The organism is Sphaerospermopsis sp. LEGE 00249 (assembly GCF_014299995.1).
GTDB classification, from domain to species: domain Bacteria; phylum Cyanobacteriota; class Cyanobacteriia; order Cyanobacteriales; family Nostocaceae; genus Sphaerospermopsis; species Sphaerospermopsis kisseleviana.
This window is the reverse complement of the sequence record NZ_JACJUZ010000006.1, coordinates 17,115-38,071: the sequence shown is the minus strand read 5'-3', so window position 1 is coordinate 38,071 and position 20,957 is coordinate 17,115. Positions and strand designations below refer to the sequence as shown.

18 protein-coding genes and 1 pseudogene are annotated in these 20,957 nt (G+C 35.3%); 8 read left to right on the top strand and 11 right to left on the bottom strand.

The window, feature by feature from the left end:
* Nucleotides 1–79: 79 nt before the first annotated feature.
* The 4 genes and pseudogenes from H5968_RS03640 to H5968_RS25445 all read right to left on the bottom strand — a co-directional run.
* Nucleotides 80–526, bottom strand: a complete 447-nt coding sequence (locus tag H5968_RS03640; protein WP_096568274.1) for a response regulator — start codon at nt 524–526, stop codon at nt 80–82.
* Nucleotides 480–2,816 (bottom strand): ATP-binding protein, encoded by a 2,337-nt coding sequence (locus tag H5968_RS03635; protein ID WP_187038850.1) that lies wholly within the window; start codon nt 2,814–2,816, stop codon nt 480–482. The genes H5968_RS03640 and H5968_RS03635 overlap by 47 nt, the downstream gene beginning before the upstream one ends.
* 545 nt (nt 2,817–3,361) lie before the next feature.
* Nucleotides 3,362–4,867 carry a dolichyl-phosphate-mannose--protein mannosyltransferase gene (locus tag H5968_RS03630; protein WP_187038849.1) on the bottom strand — a complete coding sequence of 502 codons (1,506 nt, stop codon included), beginning with the start codon at nt 4,865–4,867 and terminating at the stop codon, nt 3,362–3,364.
* Between the two features lie 339 nt (nt 4,868–5,206).
* Nucleotides 5,207–5,398, bottom strand: a pseudogene (locus H5968_RS25445) (PEP/pyruvate-binding domain-containing protein); the annotation flags it as partial.
* A 95-nt stretch (nt 5,399–5,493) separates the two neighbouring features.
* On the opposite strand from H5968_RS25445, the gene H5968_RS03620 reads away from it, so the two are divergent.
* On the top strand, nt 5,494–5,898 hold the full coding sequence (locus tag H5968_RS03620) for a hypothetical protein (RefSeq protein WP_096568262.1): 405 nt from the start codon (nt 5,494–5,496) through the stop codon (nt 5,896–5,898).
* A 231-nt stretch (nt 5,899–6,129) separates the two neighbouring features.
* Nucleotides 6,130–7,188 (top strand): tellurite resistance TerB family protein, encoded by a 1,059-nt coding sequence (locus H5968_RS03615; RefSeq protein ID WP_187038847.1) that lies wholly within the window; start codon nt 6,130–6,132, stop codon nt 7,186–7,188.
* Between the two features lie 50 nt (nt 7,189–7,238).
* Here the strand turns inward: H5968_RS03615 and H5968_RS03610 are convergent, their stop codons facing one another.
* The 6 genes from H5968_RS03610 to rpsB all read right to left on the bottom strand — a co-directional run bounded on the left by H5968_RS03610 (nt 7,239) and on the right by rpsB (nt 16,531).
* A complete protein-coding gene (locus H5968_RS03610; protein ID WP_187038846.1) occupies nt 7,239–10,031 on the bottom strand; it encodes a KGGVGR-motif variant AAA ATPase in 2,793 nt (930 codons plus the stop codon).
* Nucleotides 10,028–10,516, bottom strand: coding sequence for a hypothetical protein (locus H5968_RS03605; protein WP_187038845.1), 489 nt, complete (start codon nt 10,514–10,516; stop codon nt 10,028–10,030). The genes H5968_RS03610 and H5968_RS03605 overlap by 4 nt, the downstream gene beginning before the upstream one ends.
* 45 nt (nt 10,517–10,561) lie before the next feature.
* The gene (recG, locus tag H5968_RS03600) at nt 10,562–13,108 is read right to left on the bottom strand and encodes an ATP-dependent DNA helicase RecG (RefSeq protein WP_187038844.1); all 2,547 of its coding nucleotides are present in this window, start codon (nt 13,106–13,108) and stop codon (nt 10,562–10,564) included.
* A gap of 119 nt (nt 13,109–13,227) precedes the next feature.
* On the bottom strand, nt 13,228–14,097 hold the full coding sequence (locus H5968_RS03595; RefSeq protein WP_187038843.1) for a hypothetical protein: 870 nt from the start codon (nt 14,095–14,097) through the stop codon (nt 13,228–13,230).
* A gap of 324 nt (nt 14,098–14,421) precedes the next feature.
* Nucleotides 14,422–15,363, bottom strand: coding sequence for a translation elongation factor Ts (gene tsf / locus H5968_RS03590; protein WP_096568254.1), 942 nt, complete (start codon nt 15,361–15,363; stop codon nt 14,422–14,424).
* 376 nt (nt 15,364–15,739) lie between these two features.
* Nucleotides 15,740–16,531 carry a 30S ribosomal protein S2 gene (rpsB, locus tag H5968_RS03585; RefSeq protein ID WP_096568251.1) on the bottom strand — a complete coding sequence of 264 codons (792 nt, stop codon included), beginning with the start codon at nt 16,529–16,531 and terminating at the stop codon, nt 15,740–15,742.
* Between the two features lie 497 nt (nt 16,532–17,028).
* Between rpsB and H5968_RS03580 the strand changes: the two genes are divergently transcribed.
* The 6 genes from H5968_RS03580 (at nt 17,029) to H5968_RS03555 (ending at nt 19,847) form a co-directional block, all read left to right on the top strand.
* Nucleotides 17,029–17,472, top strand: a complete 444-nt coding sequence (locus tag H5968_RS03580) for a hypothetical protein (protein WP_187038842.1) — start codon at nt 17,029–17,031, stop codon at nt 17,470–17,472.
* Nucleotides 17,469–18,074 (top strand): PIN domain-containing protein, encoded by a 606-nt coding sequence (locus H5968_RS03575; RefSeq protein ID WP_187038841.1) that lies wholly within the window; start codon nt 17,469–17,471, stop codon nt 18,072–18,074. Before H5968_RS03580 ends, H5968_RS03575 begins: the two co-directional genes overlap by 4 nt.
* Nucleotides 18,075–18,175: 101 nt before the next feature.
* A complete protein-coding gene (locus tag H5968_RS03570) occupies nt 18,176–18,433 on the top strand; it encodes a hypothetical protein (protein WP_187038840.1) in 258 nt (85 codons plus the stop codon).
* Nucleotides 18,434–18,508: 75 nt separating this feature from the next.
* A complete protein-coding gene (locus H5968_RS03565; RefSeq protein ID WP_222620541.1) occupies nt 18,509–18,661 on the top strand; it encodes a type II toxin-antitoxin system RelE/ParE family toxin in 153 nt (50 codons plus the stop codon).
* A 122-nt stretch (nt 18,662–18,783) separates the two neighbouring features.
* Nucleotides 18,784–19,341, top strand: a complete 558-nt coding sequence (locus H5968_RS03560) for a hypothetical protein (protein WP_187038839.1) — start codon at nt 18,784–18,786, stop codon at nt 19,339–19,341.
* A gap of 41 nt (nt 19,342–19,382) precedes the next feature.
* Entirely contained in the window at nt 19,383–19,847 is a 465-nt protein-coding gene (locus H5968_RS03555) for a DUF29 domain-containing protein (RefSeq protein WP_187038838.1), read from the top strand.
* A gap of 74 nt (nt 19,848–19,921) precedes the next feature.
* Here H5968_RS03555 and H5968_RS03550 read toward each other — a convergent pair whose 3' ends face one another.
* Nucleotides 19,922–20,872: a glycosyltransferase family 2 protein gene (locus tag H5968_RS03550; protein ID WP_187038837.1), complete on the bottom strand. Its 951-nt coding sequence runs from the start codon at nt 20,870–20,872 to the stop codon at nt 19,922–19,924.
* Nucleotides 20,873–20,957: the final 85 nt, after the last annotated feature.

The following is a 20,957-nucleotide window of genomic DNA, read 5'->3' as shown; positions in this document are numbered from 1 at the left end:
AGGAGGCAGAAGTTTTTGAATTACAAATTATGAATTATAAATTTATTTTTACCCAATCACCAATCACCAATCACCAATATTATTCTGTTGGTAAAGTGGCGGTACCAAACCAAAATTCCTCAATACCTTTGACAATTTGAAATAATTGGGCGAGGTTGCGAGATTTGGTAATGTAACAGTTTACGTGCAAGTCGTAGCTGTGGTAAATGTCATCTTCGTTTTTGGAAGTTGTTAACACTACCACAGGAATGCGTTTTAATTTGGGGTCAGATTTAATTTCTGCTAATACTTCTCGTCCATCTTTTCTGGGTAAATTTAAATCAAGAAGAATCAGATCGGGGCGTATGGCATCGGCATATTCACCTTCTTGACGCAGATAGGCCATTGCGTCTATTCCATCCCTAACTGTTACTACTTCATGGGGTAGTGAACTGGTTTTTAATGCTTCTTGGATGAGGCGAATGTCGGCTTTGTTATCCTCAACTAAAAAGATTATTTTGTGTATTTCTTCCGTTTCTACGCTCACGATCACGTCCTCCTGCTGGAATGGTAAAGTAGAAGGTTGCACCTTGTCCGAGTTGTGACTCTACCCAAATTCGCCCCCGATGACATTCAATGATTTTTTTACAAATTGCTAAACCCATACCAGTACCGGGGTATTCATCCCTGGTGTGGAGACGTTGAAAGATGACAAAAATGCGATCGCTAAAATGCGGATCTATGCCTATTCCATTATCGCGTACTGAGAATAACCATTCATCTTCTAGCCTTTCTGCACCTATATGAATTTCCGGTGGTTTGTTACTGCGGAATTTGATGGCATTACCGATCAAGTTCAAAAATAGTTGCATTATTTGTGTACTATCAGCCATGACAGTGGGTAACGGATCATGGGTAATGGTCGCGCCAGTTTCGGAAATGCGTTTGCGGAGGTTACTTAATGCTTTTTCTAAGGCTGTTTCTACTTCTGTAACTTGAAATGCGATCGCTTGAGTATCAACTTTGGAATATGCTAATACATCATCAATCAAGGTTTGCATTAAGCTGACTCCCTCGACTGCAAAATTAATAAATTCTTTTGCATCTTCATCCAGAGCAGCTTCATAGCGCATTTCTAATAATTGCACATAATTGGCTACTTGATTCAATGGTTCTTGTAAATCATGGGAAGCAACATAGGCAAATTTTTTCAATTCCGCATTTGATCTTTCTAAATCATGCGCTAGTTGTGCTAATTCATCAGCTTGACGTAATACAATATTTACTATTGCTTTCCGCAATTCTAAAGCTGCTTTGATTTCTACATATTGCCAAGGTAAGGATGTTAATCTAACTGTTTCTTTCCACAGTTCAAATGATTTCCGGGGACATAAACGTAAATTTCCCTGAGTTTGATTAACTTCATAAGCTTTATTCGGATCTCCACCCCAATTAACAGTTTGAATCACCTCCGGTCTAAACCATAATACATAATTCCTTTGAGAAATAGGAATAGCTAATAAACCACTAGCGACATTTTTAAAACTAATCGCATCTGGGTAAATATTAGCCAAAGAATCCGTATAAAAGACTTCATCTTCTATATTATTCTTTAACCATTCTACTAAAAAATTCAGTTCTTCTTCTCTGGGAGTTTCACCAATCAGGGTGTAATTTCCCCCAAAACAAACTGCTGCTCCTGTGGCACTGGTTAAGTCTAAAAGATTAGGTTGGTTTTTCACTAAACCATCAATAAAATTATCTTCTTGAGACATATATTCAACTAAAAGTGATTGAATATAGGTCAAATTCATGCGATAATCATAATCTTCGGTTTCTTCTCTAGCGGAAATTTCAGAAAATATCACTCTCCCTAAAAATTCGCAAGCTTTCCGCAATTCATAGGAAACATATTTGGGTGTTTTATGATGACAAGCAATCAATCCCCAAAGTTTTTGATCTTTAATCAAAGAGATGGTTAAAGAAGCACCAACCCCCATATTATGTAAATATTCTATATGACAAGGTGCGGGACTTCTGAGAATAGAGTTAGTTAAATCAACTGGACGATTTGTAACAGGATTATCAACAGGAAAAATTATCACCGATTCTATATTAGTATCGGGAATTAACCTGATAGAATTATCAATAAATAATTTTCTCGCTGGTTTGGGAATGTCTGATTCTGGATAATGTAAACCCAAGTAAGATTCTAACTCGTCTATTTTTTCTTCCGCAATAACTGAACCATGTCCATCATCATCGAATTTATATAGCATGACTCTATCAAATCCGGTGACTTTCCGCACTTCTTGAACAATTATTTGACAAAATTCTCTGAGGTTTTTTGTGTTTTCTAAGCGATTTATGGATGCTCTAGCTAAATGATAAAAGCTTAAAAAGGGAATATTTTCTTGAGAAATTGCTGGTTCTAATTCTAGAATTAAAAAACCTTCAGAATTACGGTGAAATACAGCATCAAATACTGTGTATTCATCACCTTTTCTCTTAATCCAAAGTTTGGTAGGATTGATAAAATTTAGATTCTGATCTAATAACCCAGATTTAATTCTCTCAAACTGGAATGGATCGATTAAATCTTCTAATTTTTTCTGCACCATATTTTCGGGAGAAATGCCGAAAACATTTAAGGTATTATTACTAACCTGTAATACATTTAATTCTGGTTCTTCTAATATTAACAGAATACCATAGGGCTGAATTTGGCTAGAAAGATGAATTGGTGCTTCTTTCAAGCTCTTGATCTTAATATCTGAAACATTTTGTTCTTGTAAGCTTTGTTCTTGTAAGCTTTGTATTTGTAAGCTGATATCCATCACGATTCCCCTCTATTATCTAGGTGCATCAAGAGTAGAGTTAGCGATAGATGTTTTCACTTGTCAGGTTTATTAACCTACCCAGATGTAACTCTCTTAGCACTTTTCAATTTTCTGTTCAACTAACTTGCAGATGATTATGTAGCGAAGAAACTGAATGAGATGTTAAATTCTAATTTGCTGTTTTCAGACTTTGTGATTACTGCGTTAATTTTTTTTCTGCCTCTTATCATTTCTTGACTTTTTTGTCATTGGGTTTTTGTCATTGGGTAGATTTACCCTAATCTTTAACTGATTAAAGTTTAACAGGTATTTATCCTAACTACAGATAATAAATGTGAAATGAAAGTGATTAAGTAACCACTTTTTATATAGATATATTAAGAAAATATCATAAGAAAATATCAAAGGTTTGATTCTGATTCCATTGAAAATCTTTCCAGATCCGCGACTTCTAAACATTGATCATATTTGATTGAAAGTATCAAAATAAGAAGTTAGGGATCGTGTGCTATGGAAAATCTTTTTAGATCCCCGTTTAATTTTTATATCCAACTTCTAAACCACATCCGTAGGTGATAATCTTCCATAGAAAGAGGTAAACCTAAATAAATAGGTAGCCAAAAAACAAAAGCAACTATAATAGTGAAGGTGATTGTTAGACCAAGTATACGCATTCCTCTATAATAACTGCGAAGACATTGATCAACAAACCAAGCAAGTGCAATAAATGTAAATATCACTGCACTCATATAATGGTAGATGAACACACAGCGAGTTACCTTTACCCAAGGTAATAAATTAGCAGCATAATTGATAACAATATATAAACTAATCCAAGTATCAACGCCTAGATTTTTAGGAATAAATAATCGTTTTTGCTGTATTCCCGGTAGTAAGATTTTTACAAATAACATTCCTACTAAAAATATAATTGTCGCTAAACCAAACCACCATAAAAAAGGATTACCCATTGCATGAACATCATAAACCACTTTCCCCGCACCAGGAGGTAAGGGTGGTCCAAATACAGGAATGGGATCTTGAAAACTTTGAGTGATTTGATAATAATAAGCCATTGGGCGAGTCATTAATGGCCATTTGTACCATGCAGCACAGTAGGGATGTACACTAGAATCATTACCACCTAACTGAAGATGAAACTGTAAAATTTGTTTATGAACTTCTATAAATCCATAACTTGTGTCTAGCTGGAGATGAGGAATCCAAATTAAACTGTACATTAATATAGGGATAATTCCGAGAAAAAATCCCATTTGTAAAATATTGATTTGCGTAATTTTTTGCAGTGGTATTTGTGGGGTATTTTCTTGATTTTTAATTTGATTATGATTGGCTGAAAAGGAGTTGCGTAAATAAGAAAATAAAGGTGATCGTGGTGAAGGTGCTAAAGATTGCAACCAACGAATTATCCAAGCTGCTATCCACATTCCATAAGCACCAGCAAGAAACCATAAACCGTTCCATTTTGTCCCAATGGAAGCACCAAAACTAATTCCAGCTATGAATAAAGCAAACCAACGTTGTTTATTTTGTTTCTCCAAAGCTAATAATAAAAACCAGTGTCCGATTAATCCAAAAATCACTATATAGATATTACTTAAAGCATAGCGAGATTCTACCAAAAATAAACCATCCAAAGCTGTAAATAAACCTGCTAATAAAGCGAAACCACGACGATAACTTAATTGATAAGTGAGGAAAATAACTATTAAGGGAATTAATGAACCTGTAAAAGCATTTGCCCACCGATAACTCCAAGGAGATAATAAAGAACCTGTTGCACCGTTGACAGGATTTTGCCAAAAGGGAATATGATTACCAATCCAAATTCCTAAACCAATGATATATTGACTCAGGGGAGGATGGGCATTAAAAAAGGGAGTGTTGGTAAGATAATTATTACCAAATTGGGCAAAATAAACCTCATCAAATACGAGGGTGTTAAATCTTCCTAATCCCCAAAATCGTAAGATCAATGATAGGATAAATATTGCTGTTGTACAGATTCTAAACCATTTTTTAGTCATTGGTAATTGGTGATTGGTGACTGGGCAATACTGTTAAATGTTAACTATCATCTATGTCCTAAATTTTATCGAAATAATCGGGTCTAAAACCGGACTTGATGCCGCTACGCTAACGCATTTTAAGGCGAAAATTTGTTGGTGTAAATACCAACCCATCCACAAGACAGGGGAAGCGATCGCTCAATTGAACTTTTGATTGAACTTTTGATTGAACTGTTGCAATAAATTCAGTCTCCATCCACCCTGGGCATTAGTACCATCATAGATGACACAAACACCTTGAGTTTCAAAATTTGCCACTGCTAACATAGTCTGTAAAACCGAATCAGGATTCAAACTAATAGTATCAATTCCGACAATATTGAGATCACCTTCTTGCTGTCCTGCAAAACTCGCATCAGGTAAGTCTTCCGCAGTGGAGCTAGAACAGACTACAACATCTGTAGCTGCGTTGTATTCTTGACAAAGAATTTGGTATGCAGTGGCGATCGCATCTCGCAGATCCTTGGGAAAAGGGAATATCACCAATACCATGAGGTTATCGGGGTGATTATAATACTCTAGTCAAGAAAAATGAACAATTATTAGAGATAATAACTGTACATAAAACAGCGGATAGATGCACCATGTCACAATTAGAAAAATTCTTGAAAATGGCAGAAGATGAACTAACCGAGTACAGCACTGATGCCAGGAAGATAGAAAAACTACGCAGGAAGATAAGTTTATCCTTATCACTAGTACAACAACGGCAAATGAAATCGGAATTATTAGCTACAATGCAATCTAGTAAAATTGCAGAAATAGTAGAGGAACAAAGACAAGCCGCAGCCTTACCATTTTGGGGTATTGCTGGCTTGGGTTTATTATTAGGAATTTCTCTGAATCAACCTATCGGTTTATTAGCAGCCATAGTGGGGACTGTAGCAGCTTTTAGAATCCAAAAATGGGGTTGGCAGTTACAGGCAAAACGTCTATTGTTACGCACCTTGGAAGATATAGAGGAACGTATTACTCAACCGAGTAAATAAGGTTACATAGGTTTGTGTATGAATGAAACTCAAAAATCAGAGTCAGAAACCTGATCTATACGGAAAAAACAGTAATCAGGAAAAGTGGCGACTGGTTTTTGGTATCCTTTACTGATTACATAGATTACCAAAACACTAGATAAAATCTAGACAAGGCTTATGTCCTTGCTAAACTAACAATTGTTACTTTGAGACAACGGTTATTACTAAAAGAGTATTGATGGAGCTATTATGACCAAGTATGATAAAATATTTCAGTCAAAAAAAATCTCACAAGAATCATTGAGTCCAGAAGAAGCGGTAGCAGCTATAGGTGTAATTACCGGAATAGTTGATTCTTCCATTAAAGACTTAGATGCAGAAAGTTTAGCAGGTATTCTCTGGGAATTTGAGGTTTTTAATGAATACTCAGCCGAGGAAATGCTAGAAATAGTTGATAGACTGGTAGCGATCGCCGAAAATGAAGGACTAGGGGCATTATTTAACACCGCCAACGCCAGCCTCGTAGATGAAATAGTATTAGATGCCTTTGCTGCTGGGGTAGTATTGCTTTTAGACGACGAAACCCTAACTATTCCCACACCAAAACAGCCGTACATCCAACAACTACAACAAGCCTTAGAACTAGAAGATATAGAAGCAGAAGAAATGATCAAAGAAATCATAGCTGCAATAGAAGAAGCAGAATATCAAGAAGAATATGTAGACATAGAACAGGAAACAATATTATTAGATGAATTTGGGCAAGAAATATATCAATCACCTTTGGGTAATTTTATTGTTCCCATACCAGTTACCCCAGAACAGGGAGGAAAAATTCAAAGTCAAGAAGGAATAGTTGGCTTTTCTGATGATGTTGGAACTTTACTGAGAATTGATTATTATCCTCTTCCAACCGAACATTTAGCAACAATGGAATCTCAGGGACAGGAAACATATCTCCACTCTATTTTAATCGAAAAATATTTACCACAAGCCATTTTTGTTAATGTCCCAGGTGCAGAAATCAAGTATACAGAATATTTACAAGATACCTTAAAAGGTTATTATTATGTATTAGTTGATATGCCCAAAGGTTCAACAATTTCCAAACAAGAAACTAACGGCAATGCCATTAGATTAGATGCTTATCGGGGTTTGTTAGCTTTCATCAATGGTGACTTTTTGTATATAGTTAGCAGTCAGCGGACATTTTTCAATGGTGATAGTCCTGGTCCTATTTTGGATGAAGCGGAGGATATTAAACAGAATATTTTAGAGTTTATCGAGACGATGGAGTTTAGTGAGTAGGTGACAGGTGACAGGCTTCGCCGTGAGCGTCAGCCGAACAGTGACAAATATTACAAAATGCCTTTCCCTAGTACCCTACGCTTTAATGCTACTATTCGAGGTCTTGCACCTTGACCAGAAAAACCTAAACCTTCTCGAAAAATTTCCGGCATATAAAATCGCGCTATTTCCTCTTTTTCTTTATCTTCATAAATTACCCCCATTTCTTCTAACATTCTTACAGTTTGCTGATCCATGTTGAACTGCTCGACAGCAAAAGGTATTTTTCTTTCAGAAGCAGGAGGAAGTTGTTCATCTACCCATTTTTTAAAAGCTGGATATTCTTCTGTAGCTTCTCTCACCTTTTCTTCACTACATGGTTTTAAAGCTCGGCGAATAGCTTGAGGAGGTAATAGTCGATTTGTATACCACTTTTCAAAGTTTACATCTTTAGCATTATCTAATGTAATCTTAGCTGCATAATGCAAAAAGCGCACAATATCTCTCGCCTGAAGTTTACCCTTAAAATCAGTTAAAGCTGCAAATACCCAAGAAGCTGTATATGCTTCTTTAGATTTTTCAGTACCCAGAGTTTTACCCCATAAATTTTCTAATTCAGTAATCAGATTTTCTTTAGTTATACTATAAATATTACCTTTTTCTGCGCCAATAACATTAGATTCACTACAAATCCAATAAGCTAACCTCAAGAAAGATTCGTGATTCCAATATAAATCATAGGAACGGTAAAGATTTTCAAATTGTCCTAAGTTTTGAGTAATTGTATATCTGAGAAAATCACGACGCAAGAAAATGATTATACCCAGGTGAGATTGCCTAATTTCTGATAATTTCTTCGGTAAATCATCAATCAACGCTTTTAAAGCTATACGCTGTTTTTCATTAGCAGCAATATCAGAGAAAATATCTTCTAATCCATCAAACAAAAAGATAATTTTTAATTCTTTATTTCTTAAATATTGATTTATATTACTCAAAGTATGAGGATTATCTATATTTTCACTCATGCCAATTGATTTGGCAATTTCACCAACCCAGAATTGAGTCCATCGTGGTTCATTCCAATCTTCAATATCTAGTGTGTTCTTGATCCTATCTACATATTCGGAATGTTTAAATTCAGGAACATGATTATCTAATGCTATTCTTGTCTCATTTCTAGCTTCACTGATGACAGTATTAGCATTTTCTTTGAGTGTACGTGATTCCAAAAAAGGAAAAATATGTGTTTGAGTAACAGTTTCATTAATTATTTCATGAGAAAGTTTACTAATTTTATTAATAAACTTTTCCCAATATTTAAACCGTGCAAGCTGAATATAATTAAATGTTTTTCCTGCTCCTTTTGCTCCAATTGATATTACATGAGGTAATTCATCTTGAAAATTAGTTGCCAAATTTTGCAAAGGTTCTGTGATTAATAAATCTTCCCCTTCTCCCGATTCAGCATATTCATACTTTTGACATAAATCTCTTAGTTTGGTTACTTCTTGTTTTTGACGTGATTTTATTTCTTCTATATTTTCCGTAATTTCTTGATCCTCAATGACTAATTGCTGATTTGCCCAATTTAGAGCATTTTCTCTTACCGTAGTTCCTCTTTCTAACTTTGATCTTGCATCATCCCAATTATTGATATACAATAGTTCCTCAGCAAAATAGGCTTCTTTAATTTCTAGTCTTTTCTCATTTGATAATTTATCATCTTTATCTTGCCCATAAGCATAAACTAAGTCTGTCACAGCATTGTTAAAATTTGGTAATTCTTTAAATTCTTCTTTTAACATACTAATAATTATAGTTGGATCATAGTATGTTTTATTTTGAACTTCTGCTTCTGGTGGTGCAACTTTACCAATTTGTTTTAAAACCAGACTTGTACCTTGAATAGATTGATCATTAATAGTTGTCACCAAAAAACGCTGTATTCGAGGATCAAAAATTATCGGACTTGAGATTTCACTTAAACCTGCTCTCAAATCAATAAAAATATAATCTACTGCCAAAATTGCACCTAAACTATAAAGAGCATTCCCATATTCCCAAACTCCATCTATACCTCTTACCAAATGTTCAGGTAAAATAGGAGTATCTAATAAGTCTTCGTGTTTAAGAAATGCTGGTAGGAAATATATACTAGATTGTCCTTCATTTTTAGCTGATTTTTTTACCTCTTTGGCAAATAATGACAGAGCTTCTTCTCTATCAATCGGTGAATAATGATAAACCTCTAAAAAATTAATAAATGAAACTTCTGGTTTTTGGCTTTCCGAAGCATTCCAATATGTAAGGCCAGGAGCTTCTAAATCAGCATCTATGACAAGTATTTTGATCGGTTGATTTAACTCTTTAGCTCTATCTAGTAAAGCGAAAAGATGCGCTGCTAAATTTAAAGTTCTCCCCACACCACCTTTAAAAGAATAGAAGGCTATTAAATTACAGTTATTAGGGGACATTTCTGGCAGTTTAACAACCTGCTGAATGGCATTTTCTGTTTCTGATTCACTTTTCAAATATGCAATTTCTTCCCAAAAAGGACGAATTTCAACATCAGTTATATAAGGTTCTTCACCAATGATAAATTCTACAGGTAATGTTGCATCTCCAATATCTAGAAAAATCAAGGATTCTTCTTCTTGATACCAGTCTTTAAACCAATTCTTTAAATGATGAATAACTGTATCTTGATCTTCTTCTGTGGAAAGATATATTTCCAAGCTATCCGAGTAACAACGTATTTTTAATATTCCTTTTGGTAGATTAGTAACGTAGCTGGTTTTTTGACGAATAATTCTTCTGACATCAAGCCAAGTAAATAATTTTATTTTTTTTAGTTCATTCATAATTTGTCAATTTCCTTTGCAATCCATTTTGATATTTCTAACAGTTTATTTTCTATATATTCATCGGTTTGTGGTTTTTCTTCTTTTTTAGTAATTATACCAATAATATTTGCGCCATATCTCCATATTTGGTTAATTTGTCCACTATCTAATCTTCTCTTTTCTTGTTTATTCTTTTTATTATTCCTTTTATCGGGTATATCCTCTATCCGTATTTCAGGTAGTTTTAAGTCGCCTTGTGCTTCTACACAATCTAACATATCATTGATATTATGTCCGCATTCAATAATTTCTTGGCATAAATCCAAATCCGTGCGAGGACAACGCTTTTTTTTCATGAAAATTGCTTTAAGACCACATTCGACGGCATAAAATAATAATAACCGATGGGCATTGGTATGAGGTTGAGGTGTTTTGTAATAAGCAGATATATTTCTCAGCCAAGCTTTCTCCATTTCCTTGTCTGTAAAAGGTATTTTTGCCATTAAGTTATTTTGATTTCCTGTAATTAAAGAATTTCCTCAATTATTCTAAGTCAAAATTGCTCCCCCCATTAACCGCGTATACCTATACTGCAACTCATCCCGCATCAGAGTCCAACGCGCTAAACTCGCATCCATATCAATCACCTTCTCTGCTGCTTGTCGCGCTAACAGCAACACATCCTCATCTTCTACCAAACTAGCTAAAGTAAAATCCGCTACTCCAGATTGTCTAGTCCCCATCACTTCCCCAGGACCACGAAAACGCATATCCATTTCCGAAATAAAAAACCCATCCTGAGACTGTACCAGCACCATCAACCGTTGTTGTGCATCAGGACTTCTGGAACTACTCATCAATAAACAATAGGACTGCGCTGCACCCCGTCCCACACGCCCCCGTAATTGATGTAACTGTGATAACCCAAATCTCTCCGCGTGTTCAATTAACATCACCGTCGCGTTAGGAACATCCACACCCACCTCTACCACCGTAGTAGAAACTAAAATCTGAGTTTCATTATCCCGAAATTTATTAATAGCTTCCTCTTTTTCTGCTGAAGTCATTCTTCCATGCAATAACCCCACTTGAAACTCAGGAAAAACGCTTTCTTGTAATTTTTGATGTTCATCTATTGCTGAACGCAAATCTAATTTTTCCGACTCTTCCACCAAAGGCAAAACTACATAAATCTGCCTACCTTGGGCAATTTCTCTTCTTATTAAATCATAAGCTTGGGGTCTTTGTTGACCAGTTAACAAAGATGTTTTAATTGCTTGTCTTCCTGGTGGTAATTCATCAATTTGACTCACATCTAAATCACCATGAACTGTTAAAGCTAATGTTCTAGGAATAGGAGTTGCAGTCATGGTTAAAACGTGGGGTTGTTCACCTTTTTGCTGTAATTTTGCCCTTTGTTCTACCCCAAAACGATGCTGTTCATCAATGACAACTAAACCCAAACGTTGAAAATTTACCTTATCTTGAATTAACGCATGAGTTCCCACTAAAAGAGGTAATTTACCTGTTTCTAACTGAGAATGAATTTCTCTTCTTTTTGCTGTTTTTGTTGAACCTGTTAATAATTCAACTGGTAAATGTAACAGGTTAAACCAACTAACTAACTTTCTATAATGTTGTTCTGCTAATACTTCAGTGGGAGCCATCAAAGCTGCTTGATAACCAGATTGAATTGCTGCTAAAATCGCAACTACAGCTACCACAGTTTTACCCGAACCTACATCACCTTGAACTAAACGATTCATGGGTGTAGGTTTTTGTAAATCATTGAGAATATCGTTAATAACTCTTTGTTGAGCATTAGTAAATTTAAAAGGTAAAATCTCGTTAAATTGTTCTAATAATTTGCCTTTTGTTGCTAAAACGGCACTTGTTTGAATTGCCTTGGCTTGTTTCTGACGTTGTAATAAACCCAGTTGTAAATAGAAAAATTCATCAAATACTAAACGCCGACGAGCATATTTTAAAGTATCACTATCTTTAGGAAAATGAATATTAGGAATTGCATCTTTTAATTCCATTAATTCATATTTTTTTCTTAAACCAACTGGTAAGGGATCTTTTAAATTTGCTGCCGCAGGTAAAGCTGCCATTACCGCTTGTCTGACGGTATTTGCAACAACTCCTTCCGTTAAACCATAAATCGGTACAACCCGCCCAATAGTAAAAGATTCTATCGCATCACCAGGATTTGCTAATACTTCTATTTCGGGATTATCTAAGGTTAAACCATATTTACTGGCTTTCACTAAACCACAAGCAGCCACCACACTACCCACAGCATAACGTCGTTTTAAACTTTCTTGCCAACCACGACTACTAAATCTAGCACCGGCATAAAATCTACTAACTTTTATTTGTCCACTTTTATCTTTTAATAATAGTTCTAAAATTGATAACTTTTGATTTTTAGGACTGGTAAAACAATTACAACGCTTAACTTCGGCGATGATAGTTACTGTTTCACCTCCTTGTAATTCTTGAATGTTAACTTGACGAGCATAATCAATATAATCACGAGGATAATAAAACAGTAAATCTCTCACTGTTGATAAATCTAAACGAGATAAATTTTCTGCTCTCTTGATGCCAATTTCTGGTAAATCGCTGAGTTTTTGCTCAATTTTTGGCGCTAGTCTCCGACTGGTTTCAGTCACAATAGGAGTTGTTTTAACTGTTTTTGTTGAATAATTTTTTTCCTGGGTTTTAATTTCCTGGGTTTTAATTTCCTGAGTTTTAATTTCCTGTTTTTTGATTTCTTGTTTTTTTATGTCTTGATGTTGCTGTTCACCCGATTCTAATTGTTGTTGTAATTGATAAAGATAGGTTTTAACTTCAGCAACTAACTGCTGTCTAATTTCTACTGCTAAATCTGGATATTCAGCAAATTGAAAGGCGATATGATGCCAGCGCGATCGCTCTTTTGCTGGTAAACTTTGAGGAAACTTCCCAAAGGTTAAACTGAGAAATTCACTGAAGCGATATTGTCTACCCATCAAATCTACAAACCCATTTTCAGCCTCTACCGCCAAGGCTTTATCCAATCTTATCCAATCGGGAGTATCATTAGTCATTAGTTGTTAGTCATTAGTTGTTAGTCATTAGTTGTTAGTTGTTAGTCATTAGTCATTAGTCATTAGTTGTTAGTTAATTCTACCCAATCACCAGTCACCAGTCACCAATCACCTATAAGTTAGTCCTCAAACCAACTCGCACGCCAAGCCGCTTCCGCTTCCGCAATTTTCAATTCTCTGTGTTTCTTTTGATATTCTTTTCCTAATTTATTCAGTTGCAGTAAAATATTACGAATTTGTTTGCGTGCTGACAAGAGTGTGTTATCAGCAAATTCAATGTCTCCTAGTCGCAAGTTCAGGGTTATCAGCTGTGTCAAGCTAGAATCTTCTGATTCATCGTCACTACTGATTTCAATTACTAAATTTAATAGATTAGGCGGACCCGGTATTACTTCCCCAGAAGCTTCTGAAACTGCTGCTGCAGCTGCTGCTAAAATCGGTTCTGGTAGTTTTTTCGGTAAAATTCCCACTTTTTGAATTAAAGAATTGGCATCCTGGGAAACTTTTATCAGGGTATTCTGAATTCCTTCCTCTAAATCTTGATGCCATTGTGCCACTTCTATGGGGTTGGAAGGATCTAAATATTTTTGCTTTTCTATTTTCGATTGAGGATCGTTTTTACTGTCTTCAGTTTCTTCAGTTTCTTCAGTTTCTTCAGTTTCCTCAGTTTCCTCAAATTCCTCGGTTTCTTCAGCTTCTTCCGTATCTCCACCTTGAAGATAAACAAGCAACTGTTGTGCGCCTTTTTGTCCTAATTTACGAATGCCTTGTTGCAATTGTTGTCGCTGATTCAGTGACAATTTGAGAAATTTATCAGGATATCCTTGAGTACAAACGTGATAAACTGCCAAAATTAACTGTTTTTGTAAAGCTTCACCCAGGATAGTTAAATAATTGACATAATTGCTGTGGAGTTCTGTGGCGATCGCTCTAATCGCTTGTTTTATGGCTGTGATATCCCCTTCTATTCGCTCAATTGCTCTGGCCATATCTTCCTTTTTTTCTCCACCTGAATTGTATTTTGCAGTGAAAATAATTATCCAGATTATCTAGAGTTTTGAATTACTCCAATTGTAATAATAATTGTCAATAAAATACAGGTCAGCAAAATTTGCCAGACCTGTGATTTTACAAATATCAGTTATCAGTTATCAGTGTCATCAACATTCATTTTACCATAAACTGTCTGACCTGTCTACTGTGTACTGATTTAATCATTAGTCAAAAATCTTTAGTCCAGCAGCTTCAGTTAATAACATACTATTAATAACTAACTACTGACTACTGACTCATAACTAAATTACTTAGCGCCATTACTTAGCGCCCATTTGAGCAGCTACTTCTTCAGCAAAGTTACTTTCTTGTTTTTCAATGCCTTCACCCAGTACATATCGCACAAAGCCATGCACTGTAATGTCTTCACCGACTTTAGACTGAACTTGCTTCACTAAGTCTGCTACAGAAATGCTTTGATCACGGATATAAGGTTGATCCAACAAAGTTAATTCTTTTAGGCGTTTTTCAATCCGTCCTTGAACAATTTTTTCTCTGATGTTCTCTGGTTTATTCGCCAAGTCTTCCTTACCCATTTCAATGTCCTTTTCTTTTTGGACAGTTTCGGCAGGAATTTGGTCTACACTAACATACTCAACATTGGGGCAAGCGGCAACTTGCATTGCTGCATTTTTAGCAAATTTTTTAAACTCTTCGTTACCAGCAGCATCGTCTGTTTTAGCGATTACTTGCAGTAACACACCTACTCTACCACCAGTGTGAATGTAGCTGTCTACTACTCCTGGTGTGTCACCAAGAGAGAAGTTTACAAAGCGTCGCACCTGGATATTTTCACCCAAGGTAGCAATACTTTCTTTGATAAATTCATCTACAGTTACTTCTGCCTTTTCAATGTAGGGTTGAGCCAGCAAAGACTCAACACTATCCGCAGTCGCAGCTTGTTGTGCTAGATTCTTAACTAAAGTTTTAAAAGCGTCGTTACGGGCAACAAAATCAGTTTGACAGTTGACTTCTATCAGTACACCCACCTTACCATCAGGTTGAATGTAGGTGTCTACTAAACCTTCTGCTGCCACGCGATCGCTCTTTTTACCCGCTGAAGCGATGCCTTTTTTACGTAGCCAGTCTATAGCTGCGTCGATATTGCCATCATTTTCCTTCAGCGCCTTTTTGCAGTCCATCATGCCGGCACCAGTTTTTTGGCGTAGCTCTTGGACGAGTTTTGCAGATATTTCCGCCATGTTGCCTCAATTCCTATCCTAACTTGACCTAGAGTTATAATCGCTCACGGGTGTTGAGTATTTCTATCTTACTCAGGGCTATTGACATTCCCCACGGCTAGAAGCCGGGGGATTCTTGCTTCAAAGTAATTCCAAGAAATTTACCCTCAGCAAGCATCACCGTCTGCCCGACGGCTGCAAGTCCTCTGATGAGAACTACGTACAGAAAAGCGATGAATTTTAAATTTAGCCTCTGCCAATTTTAGATTTTCGATTGGCTGCACCACAAACAGATGCAGCTTAGACATTGGAAATGAACGATTTGAGATTTGTTGCACCCAAAACAACGGACTTTTCCCAAAAAATCCAAAATCCAAAATCCAAAATTGTTTAGTCCTTATTCTTCGTCGTCATCGCTCATCATTGAGTCAGTGTACTCACTTTCATCGTAGTCGTACTCTTCCTCAGCGCCTTCGTAATCTTCGTAATCTTCTTCTACTTCCAGCTGACCATGACGGCCTTCATAAATAGCATCTGCTAATTTACCAACAATCAGTTTAATCGATCTGATTGCATCATCATTAGCTGGAATGGGAATATCTACAACATCTGGGTCACAGTTTGTATCTAACATAGACACAATGGGAATACCCAGTTTTTGGCATTCTTGAACAGCGTTATATTCCCGACGTTGGTCAACAATTACCACAATGTCAGGCACTTTCCGCATATTTTTAATGCCGCCCAAGTATTTTTGTAGCTTCGCCATTTCCCGACGCAGCATTGAAGCTTCTTTCTTAGGCAATAAGTCTAATGCGCCGTTTTCTTCCCGACGTTCTAAATCTTTTAGACGTTCTGCTCTGGTTTTAATGGTAGCCCAGTTGGTGAGCATTCCACCCAACCAACGCTGGTTAATGTAGTGAGAACCACAACGGTTAGCTTCTTGTGCAATAATTCCTGCTGCTTGGCGCTTTGTACCCACAAACAAGAATTTTTTACCTTGTTCTGCTTGTGTCCGCATATAGTTGTATGCGTCATCCATCAACTGTGCGGTTTGCACTAAGTCAATGATGTGTACACCATTGCGAGCAGTGTAGATGTAAGGAGACATCTTCGGGTTCCAACGTCGGGTTTGATGCCCAAAGTGAACACCTGACTCCATCATCTGAGCCAAAGAAACGACTGGCATATTTTATAGCTCCTATTCGGGTTAAACCTCCATCCAGGTGTATTTCCACAGTGGAAACACCCGAATTCCCGGATGTGCGGAATTTAGACAACCATACTAGGGTAGCACAATTGTGGCAATTTTGCAGAAATATTTTGAAATGTCGGGAGTCAGGAGTCAGTAGGGGCGAAGCATTCGGACAGGTCTATTGGGTAAAAATCGAAAATTTATCAACCGAATGCTGATGCTTCCAGCACGCTTCGCGAACGCCCGTACAGGAGTCAGGAGTCAGAATTTTTAAGAAATTGGTTAATTATCAAATAGCTGTTTTTGGCACAAGTCTGAAAAAACTGACTAATAACAACAAAAATCAGCAAATAAAAGAAACTATGTGAATAAAATTCAAACAATAAAATTCAAACAATAAAATTCAAACAATAAATATTTCTGTATTTAGATATAGTGAAGTTGAGTTATAATAACAATGTCAATCATCTTAAATCAACAGGTAAAAATCCATGAGCATAATTAAACCACCCACAGCAATTGATTTTGATCCTGCTATTCTTGTCAAAGATAAAGATGAACAACCTATTTTGATGATAGATGTAAGATTTTCCGCCATGTATGCTTCCCCAGAACTGGATATATTAAAAATGGAACAATACCAAAATATTCCTTTTTTAATGTTTGCTAACTCCGATGTGATCAGAATCTTTAAAAGTCCGAATTTTGCAGAAGTTTCCAGATTAGAAACCAAAAAAGTTTTAGGATTTTATAGTCCAAAAAGTATTGAAGTAATCATTTATCAATTTACTTTAATCACTTTGCTTCAATCCTGGTTAAGAGATTTAGATTATCATTGGAAAAGTGAAAATCCTCCTTACATTGAAGAAATGAAAGAAATTGGTTTATTTGCTCTTTTGGATGATATAACTACAGAGGAGCTACAATTATTATGATAATTATTTATTTGGAAACTAATTCCATTATGGCAATTGCCAAAGGAAGAAATAAAGAATTAGAAGATTTTGTTTATCAGTCTTCAGATAAACTCAAGTTTGTGATACCGAGTATTTGCTTGATGGAAACCCTAGTAGCAATAGAAAGAGAAGACAAACGTAGTCAATCTTTTTCTCAAACTCTTCAAATAGAGATGAATGAAGCAAAAAGAAATAAAGAATTATCTAACTCTACCTCTTTTGTCAACTACTTAGAAAGTTCCTTAATTGATTATGATGACATATTAACTGATTTTAGAAACCTATTTTTGAAGATTCTCGAATATCTGAAAAATCATGGTGAATTGATTGAACCCAGAATTGAAATGTTGGAAAGTACCTTAAATACTCCTTTAATACCTGGTAAAAATCAAAAGCGAGATGATTTTATTTTACAGGTGATTTTAGCTCATGCTCAGAATAATTTATCAATGTCGAAGGTATTTTTTAGTGAAAATACTAAGGATTTTGGTAATACTAATATTCAACAGGTATTAGCTAATGTGGGAATTAATTATTTTAGTAAAGTATCTAATTTACAGGGATGGTTAAATCAACAATAATAAATGTTATAAGGGTGAAAATGTCAAACAAGATTAAGTTTCACCTTGATGATAATTTTACACACATAATAGTTATGTGACAAAAAATAGGAGTTTGATTTATGACTAATTCTAGCATTATTCGTCAAGAAATATTAAAACAAATCAGCCTCATTCCTGATGAAAAATTGAGTTATGTATTAGAGTTTATTCAGAAAATAAATGTTGCTGATCAACAGACTAATGACAATGATGAAGATGTAGATGATGAATTGTTAGATATGAGTGCATCTGCATTACAAGATTATCTTACAGGAAAAGATAAAGGAATTTCATCTCAGGAGTTAAAGCGTCAATTACTAGGAGAAGATTTTGCTTGATTATATTATCTTAAAACCTGCCCAAAATATCTTGAACGATTAAGAGTTGAAGATCAAGTAAGAATTATTCGTGCGTTGGATGGTTTAATCACAGGAACAGAAAATCTTGATATTAAACCATTGAAGGGTAGAGAAGAAAGTCGTTTAAGAGTTGGTAAATATAGGATTTTGTTTATTGAGAATACTGTTAATCAATTATATGTGATCATGGCTATTGGTGCGCGGTGAGATGTTTATAAATAAAGGGTTTTTATGGTTGATAAAAATTATTAGCTATGGAAAGAGGAGGAAGTTGTAATTTATATTTAAGTGTAGTTAGTTGGGTTTTCTAACGTCAACCCAACCTACAAATGATCACAGCAATAGAAAATCAAAGCTGTGTAATTTTGATTAGTCAAGAAAAATGCCAAGAACTGATATCCTTAGATGATGAAATTTACCCCATTCATTCCTTAGAATTATCAGGTTTAGGTAATGCAGCTACAGAAATATTAAAAAATCAAAGATTGCAAAATCAAGAACATTGGTTAAACCTAATAAACTTATACGAAACTCATCCTCGATATTTACAATATATCAGCATTTTAATAAAAGATGTATTTCAAGGTGAAATTGCAGAATTTATCCAAGAAAACAATTTAATCTTAACAGAAGATATCAAATCAAACATCCTCTTAACCTGGGAGAGATTAACCAATATTGAAAAACAAACACTATTAAAAATCAGTCAAAATGATCAACCTCTATCCAGAGAAGAAATCAAAAAGCTATTATCCCTCTCATCTCTAGAAATAATCAACAGTATACAATCATTAACACGACGATTTTTATTAACCAAATCAGAAAACGACGAAAGATTATTTCATCTCACCCCCGTATTGAGAGAATATCTAAAAAATGTATGTTAAAATATTAAATATCACAACTCTTAAACAAATAGGTCGGAAAGATGTCTAACACCCTATATGATCAAGACTTACAATTATGGATAGATGCAACAATTCAACAATTACAAAATCATGAATTTGCATCCCTGGATATTGATCATTTGATAGAGGAGTTAATAGAGTTGGGTAAATCAGAAAAAAATGCACTAAAAAGCAACCTAAAAATCTTATTAACTCACCTCCTTAAATTAAAAGTTCAACATAATGTACCAGAGACAATGAAAGCAAGTTGGTATAGTTCCGTCGTCGAACATCGTCAACGAGTGATTGATAATTTAACAGATACCCCATCTCTCAAAAATTACTTAACAGAAGCATTAGAAAAATCTTACCCCGATGCGCGTAAACTTGCCATAAAAGAAGGTAAACTGGCTAAATTTGGAATTACCATACCATCAGAAAATAAATATCCTCTAACTTCTCCCTTCTCAGTAGAGCAAATTTTAGATGAGGATTTCTACCCTTAGTAGAAAAATATCACACTTCTTCTATTATATCCCTTTTTCTCTTCTTTGCTCCTTTGACTCTTTGCGCGAAACAATCATTTATTCATCATCTCACCATAAGCCTGATAAACCCCCTTCACATTATACCAATTCAAAAAAATCCGCGCAATTTCCAAAGCTAACTGCGGCTTACCCAAATTAATCAACCATTGCAATAAAGGGGCGCTAGTTCTTTCATTAAACAACCCATTTAAAGAAAGTATCCCCCACAATAAACGATGAAACAAAGTCATTTGAATCATCATTTTCACTTCCCAAGTCGGATGTTTTTGATAAAACAAAACTCCCATCCTTCCCCGTTGAATTTCCTTATCAATTAAATTATCAATTTGTTGTAGACTAAAGGGTGGATGCCAATGATAACCCACAGCTTGAGGACATTTAATTAATTGCAAACCTAAATTTTTTAACCTCACACCTAATTCTAAATCTTCCCATCCATAAAGTTGAAATCCAGTATCAAATAAACCTGCTTTTTCTAACCAATGTTTAGGAATAGCCACATTACCCGTAGCAAAAAAAGCCGCAGAAAAATCTGTGATTTTATAAGGTTCAGAAGTGGGATTTTCAAAATTGCAAGTATTAATTACCGCACCGTAGGTAAAAAAAGCGTCGTTTCCTAATTTCTCTCTTCCTTGCAATAAAGCATTACTATGAGCTTGGAAGAAATTAGACAAAACCACCAAATCACTATCAATAAAAATAATCGTATCACCCGCAGCTTTTTCTACACCCAAATTTCGCGCCGCCGCAGGACCAGCATGATCCTGTTGAAAACACCGCACATGAGGAAACTGATCTTGATGTTCAGCTAACCAGTCTAAAGTCCCATCGGTAGAACCATCATCCACTAAAACAATCTCATACCCTTCTACAAGAGTTGTATCCTTGAAATTCTGTACTTCTAAAGCGCGGAGGCACTTCTGCAAAATTGGCAACCGATTATAAGTTGGTATAACAACACTAAAAAACACTGTTTCACCCATATCACTAAACAACTCAAAATTAAATGTTAAATAGAATTAATGTTAAATAGATTTTTGCCCATATTTTAGATATCTAGCATAGGAC